We start from the raw sequence: 14,167 nt of genomic DNA, 5'->3' as shown, positions 1-14,167 counted from the left end.
CCCCCCAAAAGGTTTTTGGCGAATGAATGAACTTATGAAAATTCTTGGTCAGACTGGCCAAGCAATGACGTTTGATCAGATTAAAATTCAATTGGCCTCGTCTGAACAGATACGGTCTTGGTCTTATGGTGAAGTGAAAAAGCCAGAGACAATCAATTATCGTACTTTTAAACCAGAACGGGATGGATTGTTTTGTGCGCGCATTTTCGGTCCGATCAAGGATTATGAATGTCTTTGTGGTAAATATAAACGGATGAAATTCCGTGGCATAGTATGTGAAAAATGCGGTGTTGAAGTTACGCTTGCCAAAGTGCGTCGTGAACGTATGGGGCATATTGAGCTTGCAAGCCCGGTTGCACATATTTGGTTTTTGAAATCTCTCCCAAGTCGTATCGGATTAATGATCGATATGACTTTGAAAGATCTTGAGAGGGTTTTGTATTTTGAAAATTATGTTGTTTTAGAACCTGGGACATCGCCATTAAAACAATTTAGCCTGCTGACTGAGGATCAATATCTTGATGCCATGGAAGAATATGGGCATGAAGGTATTGAAATAGGGATTGGTGCGGAAGCGATTAAGAAAATTCTGGTCAATATCGATTGTGATGTTGAAAAAGTCGAATTACGCGCCGAATTAAAAGAAACGACCTCTGAAGTCAAACGTAAGAAACTTGTAAAACGTTTAAAACTTGTGGAAGCTTTTGCAGAAAGTGGTTGTCGTCCTGAATGGATGATCATGAGTGTTGTACCAGTTATTCCACCTGAATTAAGACCGCTTGTCCCATTGGACGGAGGCCGTTTTGCCACATCAGATCTCAATGATTTGTACCGTCGTGTCATCAACCGTAATAATCGGTTGAAACGGTTAATGGAATTGCGTGCACCGGATATTATCATTCGTAATGAAAAACGTATGTTGCAGGAATCTGTTGATGCGTTGTTTGATAATGGACGTAGAGGACGGGCAATTACAGGGGCGAATAAACGACCATTAAAATCCTTGGCAGATATGCTTAAAGGAAAACAGGGACGTTTCCGTCAAAACCTGCTTGGTAAACGTGTGGATTATTCTGGACGTTCAGTGATTGTGGTTGGTCCTGAATTGAAATTGCATCAATGCGGTTTGCCTAAAAAAATGGCATTGGAATTGTTCAAGCCATTTATATATTCCAAGCTTGAAAAATATGGGCATGCGACGACCATTAAGGCAGCTAAGCGTATGGTTGAGAAAGAACGTCCAGAAGTTTGGGATATTATTGAAGAGGTTATTCGTGAACATCCTGTCATGCTTAACCGTGCACCAACTTTACACCGCTTGGGTATTCAAGCTTTCGAGCCTGTTTTGATTGAGGGTAAAGCGATTCAGTTGCATCCATTGGTATGTACTGCCTTCAATGCAGATTTTGACGGTGATCAGATGGCGGTTCATGTGCCATTGAGTTTGGAAGCGCAGCTCGAAGCACGTGTTTTGATGATGTCCACAAATAATATTCTTAGTCCTGCTAGTGGTAAGCCTATTATTGTTCCATCTCAGGATATTGTATTGGGGCTGTATTATCTAAGTCTGGAAATTCCTGAATTTAAATTAACTCCAGATCAATCCGAATATGATTCTGAAGGTCATCTTATTAAAAAGGGTGCACCTCTTTTTGCGAATATCGGTGAGATTGAACATGCATTGTCATCCAGAACCTTGAAGCTTCACGATAAAATTCGTTGTCGTTTTCAAACAAAGAATGCGGATGGTGAGCTAGTTTATCAAAAGGTAGTGACAACCGCAGGTAGAATGCTGATTTCACAGATTCTTCCAAAACACCCAGCAATCAATTTTTCATTGATCAATCAACAATTAACGAAAAAGACAATTTCAGATATTATCGATATTGTCTATCGTCATTGTGGTCAGAAGGAATGTGTGATTTTTGCGGATCGTATGATGGGACTAGGATTCTCTTACGCTGCTAAAGCTGGTATTTCCTTTGGTAAGGATGATATGATCATTCCTGATGCGAAAAAGGAACTGGTCGCCAAGACAACCGAAGAGGTTAAGGAGTTTGAGCAGCAATATCAGGACGGTTTGATTACAGCAGGAGAGCGTTATAACAAGGTTGTTGATGCCTGGTCACGTTGTACGGATGAGGTTCAGGCAGCGATGATGAAAAAGATTTCACATGTAGAGCCTGGCCAACCCATCAATTCTGTCTGGATGATGAGCCATTCTGGAGCTCGTGGGTCCCCAGCCCAGATGAAGCAGTTGGCCGGTATGCGTGGTCTGATGGCGAAACCGTCAGGTGAAATTATTGAACAACCTATTATTGCCAATTTCAAGGAAGGTCTTTCTGTTCTTGATTATTTTACATCGACTCATGGTGCACGTAAAGGATTGGCTGATACGGCCCTGAAAACCGCAAACTCTGGATATCTTACTCGTCGTCTGGTTGACGTTGCTCAGGATTGCATTATTGTTGAGCCAGATTGTGGAACAGAACGCGGATTGGTTGTTCGTGCGGTAATGGATGGTGGTGAGGTTATTTCTTCACTAGCAGAACGTATTCTTGGACGTACATTGGCAGCAGATGTAACGGATCCAGCAACTGGTAAAATTCTTTATCCTCGTAACACGCTTCTGGAGGAGGCCGAGGTTGAGGCGATCGAAAAGGCTAATGTTGAAAGTGTGATGATTCGTTCTGTTCTAACCTGTGACAGTCAGGTTGGCGTATGCGCTCATTGTTATGGTCGTGATCTTGCTCGCGGAACTCCTGTTAATATAGGAGAGGCTGTCGGTGTTATTGCTGCTCAGTCAATTGGTGAGCCCGGGACTCAGTTGACAATGCGTACATTTCATATTGGCGGTGCAGCACAAAAAGGTGCAGAACAATCTATGGTTGAATCCTCCCGCGATGGCAAGGTCAAGATTATAAATCTGAATGTTGTTCAAAACAGTCAGGGATTTGACATTGTCATGTCCAGAAACTGTGAAATTATCCTGTTGGATGATAATGGAATTGAACGCGCTCATTATCGTATTCCCTATGGTGCACGTTTGCTTGCTAAAAATGGATCGAATGTCAAGCGTCATCAGAAAATGGCAGAATGGGATCCATATACCCTACCTATTATTACTGAAAAATCAGGTACAATTGAGTATCAGGATCTGATTGAAGGTATTACACTGGTTGAACGGATGGATGAAGTCACGGGGCTTTCTTCAAAAGTTGTTGTTGACTATAAGCAAACAAGTAAATCTCGTGATTTGAGACCACGCTTGCAGTTAAAGGATTCAAATGGGGAAGTCATGAAGTTGGGGAACGGTAACGACGCACGTTACTTCTTGTCTCCAGATTCCCTGCTTTCTGTGGAAAATGGGGCGCAGGTTAATGCCGGTGATGTCTTGGCTCGTATTCCAAGAGAAGGTTCCAAGACGCGTGATATTACCGGGGGTCTTCCACGGGTGGCTGAACTTTTCGAGGCACGTCGTCCGAAAGATCATGCGATTATTGCTGAAAATGATGGTGTGGTTGAATTCGGAAAAGACTATAAGGCAAAACGTCGGATCGTTGTACGTAATGAGGATACTGGTGAAGAAACAGAATATTTGATTCCTAAGGGAAAACATATTTCTGTACAGGAAGGTGACTTTGTCCGTAAGGGCGATCCTCTTGTTGATGGGCCTCGTGTTCCTCATGATATTTTAAAGGTTCTTGGAATTGAAGCCTTATCAGATTATCTGATTGATGAAATTCAAAGTGTTTATCGTCTTCAGGGCGTGAAGATCAATGATAAACATATTGAAGTGATCGTTCGTCAAATGCTGCAGAAGATTGAGGTGACGGATCCAGGTGATACGACTTATTTAATTGGTGAAACTGTAGATCGCTTGGAATTTGAACAAGAAAATATCAAACGGATGAACGCCAATGAGCGTCCTGCAATGGGTTCACCAGTTTTACAGGGTATCACCAAAGCTGCGTTACAAACCAAATCCTTTATTTCAGCGGCTTCCTTCCAGGAAACAACTCGTGTATTGACAGAGGCAGCATCTGCGGGAAAGGTTGATACCTTGATGGGATTAAAGGAGAATGTAATCGTCGGACGTCTTGTTCCTGCAGGAACGGGTAGTGTCATGAACAGATTCCGTGCCATGGCCTATTCAAGAGATAGACAACGAATTCTGGATGTAAATAAGATGAATGATGAAGCGGAAGTTGAACTTTCTTCTGTTACATCAGAAAATAATAAAATAAAGGACGTGACTCAGGTCACTGAATAAGGTATAAGTATATAACTTTATTCGTTTTCAGTTTTATCAAATGGGTAGAAATGCCCATTTGATAAGTTAAAATACGGGTCATTTTTGTCTTTTGGCAAAAATAAAATGTTTTTTTACAAGGATACCTAGTTCAATTTTAAGCTGTTTTAAAAATAGCTTGCAATTTAACAAGGGTCTTGTTAAAAAGCATCGTTATCTGTTGAATAAATTTATGGCACATTAGATAAAACATCGTTTATAAGGTATATGGTTTTATTTTTATGCCAACTTTAGTGGCATTTATTTGATTAAATGTTAATTGTTGTAATGACCGTCGAGTAACAATATTGCGTTGCTTGACCTAGAAATAGTAAGGATCGGGAAAGGCGAATGCCGACCATTAACCAATTAATCGCTAAAGGCCGCGAACCTGCTGCCAAGCGCAATAAGGTTCCTGCTTTGCAGGGATGCCCGCAAAAACGAGGGGTATGTACTCGTGTTTATACAACAACACCTAAAAAGCCAAACTCAGCATTGCGTAAAGTTGCAAAGGTACGTCTGACAAACGGTTATGAGGTGGTGAGTTATATTCCTGGTGAAGGTCATAACTTGCAAGAACATAGTGTGGTCTTAATACGTGGTGGACGTGTTAAGGATTTGCCAGGCGTGCGTTATCATATTTTACGTGGTGTTCTGGATACACAAGGAATTGCAAAGCGACGTCAACGTCGTTCTTTGTATGGTGCTAAACGTCCAAAATAAGAGGAATTAAAAGGCATGAGTCGCCGACACCGCGCAGTAAAGCGTGAGATACTTCCCGATCCTAAGTTTGGTGATGTGGTCATCACGCGTTTCATGAATGCGTTGATGTATGATGGTAAAAAATCTATTGCTGAAAAAATCGTTTATGGTGCATTGGAATCTCTACGTGCCCGTGGCGGTGAATCAGCGGACCCTGTAAACCTGTTTCACGAAGCTTTGGATAATGTTAAGCCAGCCGTTGAAGTTCGTTCACGCCGTGTAGGTGGTGCAACGTACCAGGTGCCTGTAGAAGTTCGTGCTGACCGTCGTCAGGCATTAGCAATTCGCTGGTTAATTGACGCTTCCCGCAAACGTGGCGAAAATACTATGCAAGAAAGATTGTCAAACGAATTGCATGACGCTATCAATAATCGTGGAGCGGCTGTTAAAAAGCGCGAGGATACTCATCGTATGGCTGAAGCAAATAAAGCATTCAGTCATTATCGCTGGTAAGTATAAGTTTGAACTTAATTTATTTTAACCGAATTTCTTGGTAAAAACCGAGTTAACGGAGAGAGACAATGGCAAAGGCTAAATTTGAGCGGAATAAACCGCACTGTAACATTGGAACTATTGGTCACGTTGATCATGGTAAAACAACATTAACAGCTGCTATAACAAAAGTTTTGGCAGAAAAAGGTGGTGCGGATTTTACTGCCTATGACATGATCGATAAGGCGCCTGAAGAACGTGCCCGTGGTATTACCATTTCAACAGCACACGTTGAGTATGAAACAGATAAACGTCACTATGCTCATGTTGACTGTCCTGGTCACGCTGACTATGTTAAAAACATGATCACAGGTGCGGCACAGATGGATGGTGCTATCCTGGTTGTTTCAGCTGCTGACGGTCCTATGCCACAGACTCGTGAACATATTCTTTTGGCTCGTCAGGTTGGTGTTCCAGCATTGGTTGTATTCATGAATAAATGTGATCAAGTTGATGACCCTGAACTTCTTGAGCTTGTTGAAATGGAAATTCGTGAATTACTTTCTTCGTATGAATTTCCTGGAGATGATATTCCCATTATCAAAGGATCGGCTTTGGTTGCTCTTGAAGATGGTGATCCAGAATTGGGTAAAAACCGTATTCTTGACCTGATGAATGCTGTTGATGAATATATCCCGCAGCCAGAACGTCCAATTGATCGTCCATTCTTAATGCCAATAGAGGATGTTTTCTCTATTTCTGGACGTGGTACGGTTGTCACCGGACGTGTGGAACGTGGTGAAATCACTGTTGGTGAAGAAGTTGAAATTGTTGGTATTCATCCAACAACCAAAACAACAGTTACCGGTGTTGAAATGTTCCGCAAGTTGCTTGATCGTGGTGAAGCGGGTGACAATATCGGTGCGCTTCTTCGTGGAACAAAACGTGAAGATGTTGAACGTGGTCAAGTTCTGGCTAAACCAGGAACCATTAAGCCACATAACAAATTTAAGGCGGAAGCTTATATTCTTACAAAAGAAGAAGGTGGGCGTCATACTCCATTCTTCACCAATTACCGTCCACAATTCTATTTCCGTACAACTGACGTAACTGGTGTTGTACATCTTCCAGAAGGTGTGGAAATGGTGATGCCTGGTGATAATGCGGCGATGGATGTTGAATTGATTGCTCCTATTGCCATGGATGAAGGTCTGCGATTCGCTATTCGCGAAGGTGGACGTACTGTTGGGGCTGGTGTAGTTTCCAAAATTACCGAATAGTCTCGGCTAATTAGTTTGGATTCCCAGCTGTTTTTGCAGCTGGGAATCTTGTTGTTCTTGGATCCGAAAAGGATTCGTTTTTGTAGGCAGAAATAAATGGAAAGCCAAAACATCCGTATTCGCCTTAAAGCTTACGATTATCGTGTGTTGGATAATAGCACTCGTGAAATCGTAAATACAGCGAAGCGTACGGGGGCACAGGTAAGGGGACCAATCCCGTTGCCAACGCACATTGAGCGGTTTACAGTTAACCGCTCACCCCATATTGATAAGAAGAGTCGTGAGCAGTTCGAAATCAGAACGCACCGGCGTTTGTTAGATATTGTTGAGCCCAACCCGCAGACCGTGGACGCTCTCATGAAACTTGACCTCGCCGCTGGCGTTGATGTCGAGATTAAGCTATAAGGTCCAGACGATGCGTACAGGATTGATCGCAAAAAAGTTGGGAATGACCCGACTATTTAAAGAGGACGGCACTCATGTGCCAGTCACTGTATTGTACTTGGATGAAGTACAAGTAGTTGATGCTCGTACAAATGAACGTGATGGATACACAGCCCTTCAATTGGGGTATGGTAAAGCTAAGGTAAAAAATGTTAGCAAGCCTAATCGTGGTCATTTTGCACGGGTAAAAGTTGAACCAAAACAAAAACTTGTAGAATTTCGTGTTACGGAAGACGCTGTTGTTGAGGCGGGGGCAAGATTGACTGCCGCTCATTTTGTTGTAGGACAAAAGGTGGACGTAACTGGGACCAGTAAAGGTAAGGGATTTGCAGGTGGAATGAAACGTTGGAATTTCAAGGGGTTGGAAGCAACTCATGGTGTTTCAATTAGTCATCGTTCGCATGGTTCCACAGGGAATAGGCAAGACCCTGGTAAAACATTTAAAAATAAGAAGATGGCAGGCCATTTAGGTAGTGAGCGTGTAACGACGCAGAATCTTGAGGTTGCTGCTGTAGATGTAGAGAAAAATTTGATCATGATTAAAGGTGCAGTGCCTGGTGCGAAAAACGGGTTTGTTCTCTTGCGTGATGCGATCAAAAAGCCTCGTCATGCTGATGTACCATTTCCGGCAGCATTGGCAATGGTTGCTGAGGAAGGTTGAACACTATGGATGTAGAAATCAAAACCTTCGATAATGGAAGTGTTGGCAATATTACGCTTCCAGATGAAATTTTCGGAATTGAACCCCGTCAAGATATTATGGCAAGAGTTGTGCATTGGCAGCTTGCCAAACGTCGTTCTGGCAATCATAAGATTAAGGGGCGTGGTGAAGTTTCTGGAACAACAAAAAAACCTTATCGGCAAAAAGGTACAGGTAATGCGCGTCAAGGTTCGTTACGTGGACCGCAGTTTCGTACCGGTGGCATTGTTCATGGTCCAGTATTGCGTGATCATGGGTATGATTTGCCAAAGAAAGTAAGGCGTCTTGGTCTTATTTCTGCTTTATCACAGAAATTGGCAGAAGGTAAGTTGGTCGTTATTGACGAAGCCAATAATACTGCAAAAACATCTGAATTAGCTGCAAAATTAAAAGTATTGGGCTGGAATTCAACTTTAATTATTGACGCAAATATTGATGAGAATTTTGGACGTGCAGTAAGAAATATCGCTTCAGTAGATATTCTTCCAACAATTGGTGCAAATGTTTATGACATTTTGAATCATGACATTTTGGCTATTACGCGCGCAGCAGTTGATGGATTAAAGGAGCGCCTGGTATGACGAATATTCTTTCAATTCGCCAAAAGGCGGAAAAAATGTCTCGTGAAGCGATGTTTAACATTATTCGGGCACCCTTGATTACTGAAAAGGCAACCTTTTTATCTGAAAAAAATCAAATTGCGTTTAAAGTTGCATCAAACGCTACTAAGCCTCAGATCAAAGTTGCGATTGAAACTTTGTTCGGTGTGAAAGTGTTGGGTGTTAATACGCTGATTTTAAAAGGTAAGACAAAAAGATTTCGAGGTCGGTTAGGGCGTCGTTCTGATGTTAAAAAAGCTTTTGTTCAACTTGCTGAAGGTCAGTCAATTGATTTGACAACCAAGTTGTCATAAGTGTGAGGTAGGAATTAATGGCACTTAAGCACTTTAAACCAGTTACTCCAAGTCTCCGTGGCACGGTTCTAATTGACCGTAAAGAGCTTTGGAAAGGTAAACCTGTCAAGACGCTTACCGAAGGTAAGAACAAGACGGGTGGACGTAATAATAATGGTCGAATTACCTCTCGTTTTATTGGGGGTGGGCATAAACAGTCATACCGTTATGTCGATTTTAAAAGACGTAAATATGATATGCCTGCAACTGTTGAACGGTTAGAATATGATCCCAATCGAACTGCTTTTATCGCGTTGATCAAATATGAAGACGGTGAGTTATCTTATATTCTGGCACCTCAAAGATTAAAAGCTGGAGATGTTGTAATCGCAGGTCAGCGTGTAGATGTTAAACCTGGAAATGCAATGCCTTTAGCAGCTATCCCTGTAGGAACCATTATTCACAATATTGAATTAAAAGAAGGAGCCGGCGGAAAACTGGTTCGTTCAGCTGGAACTTACGCTCAGTTGGTTGGTAAGGATGCTGGATATGCACAAATCAAACTGCAGTCGAATGAATTGCGTTTGGTACGTGGTGAATGTATGGCAACAGTTGGTGCCGTATCTAATCCAGATAACATGAACCAGCATTTTGGTAAGGCGGGACGTAGCCGTTGGTTAGGCCGTCGTCCACACAACCGTGGTGTTGTCATGAACCCGGTTGACCATCCTCATGGTGGTGGTGAAGGTCGTACTTCTGGTGGTCGTCATCCTGTGACACCATGGGGTAAACCAACTAAAGGTTATAAAACAAGAGTCAATAAGCGTACGGACAGCTTGATTATCCGTCGCCGTAAGACAGGCAAATAAAAGGGGCAAATAGAGATGGCAAGATCCGTCTGGAAAGGCCCGTTTGTAGACGGGTATTTACTTAAGAAAGCTGAAACCGCACGCGCTTCAGGTCGTAACGATGTGATCAAAATTTGGTCACGCCGTTCCACCATTTTGCCGCAGTTTGTTGGTTTGGTTTTTGGTGTTTACAACGGCCATAAATTTTTACCAGTGCAGGTCAGTGAAAATATGGTAGGTCATAAATTCGGTGAATTTTCTCCAACCCGTACATTCAATGGTCATGCAGCAGACAAAAAAGTAAAGCGGGGCTAGGATATGAGTAAACCAAAACATGATCGTGCACTCGCTGAAACCGAAGCTCAGGCAATTGGACGTAATATTCGTGTAAGTCCACGAAAACTAAATCTTGTTGCTGGATTGATTCGTAATCAACCTGCATCCACTGCTTTGGCAAAATTAACCTTTTCTAAAAGAAGAATTGCTAAAGAAGTTAAAACAATTCTGGAAAGCGCGATTGCAAATGCGGAAAACAATCATCAACTTGATGTAGACCGTTTGATTGTATGCAAGGCAGAGGTAGGTAAAGCGATGGTTATGCGTCGTTTTCATGCTAGGGGTCGTGGACGTTCAGCGCAAATTCAGAAATTCTTTAGTCATTTGAAGATTGTCGTTGCTGAGCGTGACGAAAACGATTCTTCTGAAGGAAAGGCAGCATAATATGGGTCAAAAAGTTAATCCAATTGGGTTGCGTTTGGGTATCAATCGTACTTGGGATAGTCGTTGGTATGCAGATAATGATTATACCAAATTATTATTTGAAGATTTCAAACTTCGTGACCATTTGCGCAAGAAGCTTGCAGGTGCGGGTGTTTCCAGGGTTGTTATTGAACGACCAGCTAAAAAGCCTCGTGTAACGATTTATGCGGCGCGCCCCGGAATCGTTATTGGTAAAAAAGGTCAGGATATTGATAGCTTGCGTAAAGAATTAACATCAATGGCTGGTGCAGAGGTTGCATTGAATATTGTTGAAATACGTAAACCAGAAATTGATGCGACACTTGTTGCTGAAAATATTGCCCAGCAGCTGGAAAGACGTGTGGCGTTTCGTCGTGCGATGAAAAGAGCAGTGCAGTCAGCAATGCGTTTAGGTGCACAGGGAATTCGTATCAATTGCAGTGGTCGTCTTGGCGGTGCTGAAATTGCACGCGTCGAATGGTATCGTGAAGGACGTGTTCCCTTGCATACTTTAAGAGCAGATATTGATTATGGTGTTGCCGCAGCTCATACAACCTATGGGAAATGTGGTGTAAAGGTTTGGATCTTTAAGGGCGAAATCATGGCCCATGATCCATTGGCCCAGGATCGCCGTGCTGCTGATCAGGCACCACAAAGGTAATTGATTAATTGGAGCATAATAGTTATTAATAAAGCTATTACAACGCATGAGGATTTTAAATAATGCTATCTCCGCGGCGGACTAAATTCCGCAAAGCTCATAAAGGCCGTATTCACGGAATGGCTAAAGGTGGGACAGAGCTTAATTTTGGAACCTATGGTTTGAAAGCACTGCAGCCAGAACGTATTACAGCCCGTCAAATTGAAGCGTCTCGTCGTGCGATTACACGTGCGATGAAACGTATGGGACGTGTGTGGATTAGAGTTTTTCCAGACCTTCCTGTCTCTAGTAAACCAGCAGAAGTTCGTATGGGATCTGGAAAAGGGTCTCCTGAATATTGGGTTGCTCGTATCAAACCAGGTCGTATCCTATTTGAGATTGAAGGTGTAAGTCCCGAAATTGCAAAAGAGGCGTTAACGCTCGGTGCTGCGAAGCTGCCAATTAAAACGAAATTTGTAACCCGTATAGGAGAGGCCTAGAATGGCAAAGGCAAATAAGCCAGCTGATCTGCGCGCTAAAACGGTGGACGAATTAAAGACGTTGTTAATTGATTTGCGACGTGAACAGTTTAATTTACGTTTCCAACGTGCGACTGGTCAAAATGAGGGTGTGGGTCGAATTGGGGTAATCCGTCGAGATATTGCACGGATTAAGACCATTATGACTGAAGTTAACAAAAACGCCGCAGGTGCTGCCGCATCTGCCGGCAAGTCCTGAGGAGTTAATGGGCGATGCCAAGGCGCGTTCTAACCGGTCGGGTGACAAGCGATAAAATGGACAAAACAGTTTCTGTTTTGGTTGTTCGTCGCGTTATGCACCCGCTTTATAAAAAATTCATTCGTCGTTCGAAAAAATATGCGGCGCATGATGAATTAAATGAGTGTCAAATTGGAGATATGGTTCGTATCATTGAATCTCCTCCGATTTCAAAAAGGAAAACATGGACTGTGATTTCTCGCAACGGTGCACCTCTTGGTGCGGCTGAGCAAGTATCCAGCATAGAAGCTTAAGGGAGGCTTAACTATGATCCATCCCGAGACCAACCTAACTGTGGCTGATAATTCAGGTGCAAGAGAGGTGCAGTGCATTAAGGTACTGGGCGGTTCAAAGCGGAAAACCGCTTCGGTCGGCGACGTGATCGTCGTTTCTGTCAAAGAGGCTATTCCTCGTGGCAAAGTAAAAAAAGGTGATGTCCATCAAGCTGTGATTGTCAGAACAAGCTATCCTGTTCGTCGTCCTGATGGAACCTCAATACGTTTTGATAAAAATGCTGCTGTATTGATAAATAAACAAAACGAGCCAATTGGCACACGTATTTTCGGCCCGGTAGTAAGGGAGTTGCGTGCACGTCAATTCATGAAAATTATCTCCTTAGCTCCGGAGGTTTTATAATGGCTGCACGTATTAAAAAAGGCGATCAAGTAATCGTTATTACAGGGCCTCAGAAAGGTGTGCATGGTGAAGTCCTGTCAATTTCTCCTGTTGAAAATAAGGCAGTGGTTCGTGGTGTGGCGGTTGCCAAACATCATAAGAAACCAACCCGTATGGGTGATGCTGGTGGCATTGTTGAGCGTGAAAAGGCTATTCACTTGTCAAATCTTAAATTGGTAGATCCAAAATCAGGGAAACCTACTCGTGTTGGATTTAGAGTTTTGGAAGACGGTCGTAAGGTTCGTGTTGCCAAAGCCACCGGTGAAGTGATCGAAGGTTAAGAGAGGTGGATATGTCAGAAAATAGTCAAGTTCGCTCTGAAGCACGCCTTTACACGCTTTACAAAAATGAATTGCGTCAAAAGTTACGTGAACAATTCAATTACAAAAACGAAATGCAGATTCCGCGTCTTGAAAAAATTGTTTTAAACATGGGTGTTGGAGAAGCGGCAGGCGATCAAAAGAAACTGGATGCTGCCACGGAAGAAATGACCTTGATTGCCGGTCAAAAAGCCGTTAAAACACTTACTAAGAAAGCGATTGCTGGATTTAAAATTCGTGCTGGTTTACCCATTGGATGTAAAGTTACATTACGTAAAAACCGTATGTATGAATTTCTGGATCGTTTGGTTACAATCGCTTTGCCACGTGTTCGTGATTTTAGAGGGTTGCCAGCAAACAAAGGATTTGATGGTCGTGGAAATTTTGCAATGGGTTTGAAAGAACAGATTGTATTTCCTGAAATCGTTTACGATAAAGTAGACGAAGTACGTGGTATGGATATTGTGTTTGTAACAACAGCCAAGACCAATAACGAAGCCAAGGCTTTGTTAAAAGCATTTTCCCTTCCATTTATTGGATAGGAAATTGTTCTTTCGCTGCAAGGTGATACATTACCTTGCAAATTTGTTTTTTTTGGAAAACGGTCGATATAGTCGACAGGTTCCGGAGGGTAAAATTAAACATGGCAAAAACTTCAGCCATTTATCGTAATGCGAAGCGTGCACGTATGTCCGCACGTGATAAAGCAAAACGCATTGCGTTAAAAAATATTGTAATGGATAGAAGTTTACCAGTTGAAGATCGTTTTGATGCATCTTTAAAATTGGCTAAACTTCCTCGTAATGGTTCACGAGTAAGAGTGCGTTTGCGTTGTAAACTAACTGGTCGCTCTCGTGGGAATTACCGTAAATTTGAACTTTGCCGTATCGCATTGCGTGAATTGGCATCTACCGGGCAAATCCCTGGTATGGTTAAATCAAGCTGGTAAGGGATATATAGATGTCATTATCTGATCCATTGGGTGATATGCTCACCCGTATACGTAATGCACAATCAGCTCGTCATTCATTTTGTGTGGTTCCCGCTTCTAATTTGAGAGTTAATGTTTTGGAAGCATTAAAGCGTGAAGGTTATATTCGCGGATATAAAAAAGAAGAGCTTCGCAAGGGAATAAGTCAGCTTCGCATTGAATTGAAGTATTCTGAAGGTGCTCCTGTTATTAAAGAAATTCAGAGAGTATCTAAACCAGGTCGTCGCGTTTATTCTAAAATTAAAGAATTGCCACGTGTTTATGGCGGCCTTGGAGTATCCATTTTGTCAACACCTCAGGGTGTTTTATCTGATATTGAAGCACGTGCCGCCAATGTTGGTGGTGAAGTGCTCTGTCGTGTATTCTAAGAGGAGGGA

At 42.5% G+C, this 14,167-nt stretch carries 20 protein-coding genes; all 20 read left to right on the top strand.

Annotated features, from left to right (window positions below; translation table 11 throughout):
* Positions 1-22: 22 nt before the first annotated feature.
* Positions 23-4,273 carry a DNA-directed RNA polymerase subunit beta' gene (gene rpoC / locus H3T44_RS02905; RefSeq protein WP_232342097.1) on the top strand — a complete coding sequence of 1,417 codons (4,251 nt, stop codon included), beginning with the start codon at positions 23-25 and terminating at the stop codon, positions 4,271-4,273.
* A 369-nt stretch (positions 4,274-4,642) separates the two neighbouring features.
* Positions 4,643-5,014 carry a 30S ribosomal protein S12 gene (gene rpsL, locus H3T44_RS02900; protein WP_003621118.1) on the top strand — a complete coding sequence of 124 codons (372 nt, stop codon included), beginning with the start codon at positions 4,643-4,645 and terminating at the stop codon, positions 5,012-5,014.
* A gap of 15 nt (positions 5,015-5,029) precedes the next feature.
* Positions 5,030-5,506, top strand: coding sequence for a 30S ribosomal protein S7 (gene rpsG / locus H3T44_RS02895; protein ID WP_122123905.1), 477 nt, complete (start codon positions 5,030-5,032; stop codon positions 5,504-5,506).
* A gap of 68 nt (positions 5,507-5,574) precedes the next feature.
* Positions 5,575-6,765, top strand: coding sequence for an elongation factor Tu (gene tuf, locus H3T44_RS02890; RefSeq protein ID WP_110438408.1), 1,191 nt, complete (start codon positions 5,575-5,577; stop codon positions 6,763-6,765).
* 96 nt (positions 6,766-6,861) lie between these two features.
* Entirely contained in the window at positions 6,862-7,170 is a 309-nt protein-coding gene (rpsJ, locus tag H3T44_RS02885) for a 30S ribosomal protein S10 (RefSeq protein ID WP_110438407.1), read from the top strand.
* A 10-nt stretch (positions 7,171-7,180) separates the two neighbouring features.
* The gene (gene rplC / locus H3T44_RS02880; RefSeq protein ID WP_198195937.1) at positions 7,181-7,870 is read left to right on the top strand and encodes a 50S ribosomal protein L3; all 690 of its coding nucleotides are present in this window, start codon (positions 7,181-7,183) and stop codon (positions 7,868-7,870) included.
* A 5-nt stretch (positions 7,871-7,875) separates the two neighbouring features.
* A complete protein-coding gene (gene rplD, locus H3T44_RS02875; protein WP_198195936.1) occupies positions 7,876-8,490 on the top strand; it encodes a 50S ribosomal protein L4 in 615 nt (204 codons plus the stop codon).
* Between the two features lie 35 nt (positions 8,491-8,525).
* Positions 8,526-8,822 (top strand): 50S ribosomal protein L23, encoded by a 297-nt coding sequence (locus tag H3T44_RS02870; RefSeq protein WP_196424276.1) that lies wholly within the window; start codon positions 8,526-8,528, stop codon positions 8,820-8,822.
* 17 nt (positions 8,823-8,839) lie between these two features.
* Complete coding sequence (gene rplB, locus H3T44_RS02865; protein ID WP_110438403.1) at positions 8,840-9,670, top strand: 50S ribosomal protein L2; 831 nt, start codon at positions 8,840-8,842, stop codon at positions 9,668-9,670.
* A gap of 15 nt (positions 9,671-9,685) precedes the next feature.
* Entirely contained in the window at positions 9,686-9,964 is a 279-nt protein-coding gene (gene rpsS / locus H3T44_RS02860; protein WP_110438402.1) for a 30S ribosomal protein S19, read from the top strand.
* A gap of 3 nt (positions 9,965-9,967) precedes the next feature.
* A complete protein-coding gene (rplV, locus tag H3T44_RS02855) occupies positions 9,968-10,369 on the top strand; it encodes a 50S ribosomal protein L22 (protein ID WP_198195934.1) in 402 nt (133 codons plus the stop codon).
* Between the two features lies 1 nt (position 10,370).
* Positions 10,371-11,048: a 30S ribosomal protein S3 gene (rpsC, locus tag H3T44_RS02850; protein ID WP_110438400.1), complete on the top strand. Its 678-nt coding sequence runs from the start codon at positions 10,371-10,373 to the stop codon at positions 11,046-11,048.
* Between the two features lie 62 nt (positions 11,049-11,110).
* On the top strand, positions 11,111-11,527 hold the full coding sequence (rplP, locus tag H3T44_RS02845) for a 50S ribosomal protein L16 (RefSeq protein ID WP_110438399.1): 417 nt from the start codon (positions 11,111-11,113) through the stop codon (positions 11,525-11,527).
* A 1-nt stretch (position 11,528) separates the two neighbouring features.
* Positions 11,529-11,765 (top strand): 50S ribosomal protein L29, encoded by a 237-nt coding sequence (gene rpmC / locus H3T44_RS02840; protein WP_110438398.1) that lies wholly within the window; start codon positions 11,529-11,531, stop codon positions 11,763-11,765.
* 14 nt (positions 11,766-11,779) lie between these two features.
* A complete protein-coding gene (rpsQ, locus tag H3T44_RS02835; protein ID WP_110438397.1) occupies positions 11,780-12,058 on the top strand; it encodes a 30S ribosomal protein S17 in 279 nt (92 codons plus the stop codon).
* 13 nt (positions 12,059-12,071) lie between these two features.
* Entirely contained in the window at positions 12,072-12,440 is a 369-nt protein-coding gene (gene rplN / locus H3T44_RS02830; protein ID WP_110438396.1) for a 50S ribosomal protein L14, read from the top strand.
* On the top strand, positions 12,440-12,760 hold the full coding sequence (rplX, locus tag H3T44_RS02825) for a 50S ribosomal protein L24 (protein ID WP_198184551.1): 321 nt from the start codon (positions 12,440-12,442) through the stop codon (positions 12,758-12,760). The genes rplN and rplX overlap by 1 nt, the downstream gene beginning before the upstream one ends.
* 11 nt (positions 12,761-12,771) lie before the next feature.
* Complete coding sequence (rplE, locus tag H3T44_RS02820; RefSeq protein WP_110438394.1) at positions 12,772-13,341, top strand: 50S ribosomal protein L5; 570 nt, start codon at positions 12,772-12,774, stop codon at positions 13,339-13,341.
* A 101-nt stretch (positions 13,342-13,442) separates the two neighbouring features.
* Entirely contained in the window at positions 13,443-13,748 is a 306-nt protein-coding gene (gene rpsN / locus H3T44_RS02815) for a 30S ribosomal protein S14 (protein ID WP_110438393.1), read from the top strand.
* Between the two features lie 11 nt (positions 13,749-13,759).
* Positions 13,760-14,158, top strand: a complete 399-nt coding sequence (gene rpsH / locus H3T44_RS02810; protein WP_110438392.1) for a 30S ribosomal protein S8 — start codon at positions 13,760-13,762, stop codon at positions 14,156-14,158.
* The last annotated feature ends 9 nt before the right edge of the window (positions 14,159-14,167 follow it).

The sequence above is a fragment of the Commensalibacter sp. M0355 genome, assembly GCF_016101365.1.
Classification (GTDB): domain Bacteria; phylum Pseudomonadota; class Alphaproteobacteria; order Acetobacterales; family Acetobacteraceae; genus Commensalibacter; species Commensalibacter melissae.
Note: the sequence above shows the minus strand (reverse complement) of the source record. Positions and strands in the feature narration are given on the sequence as shown.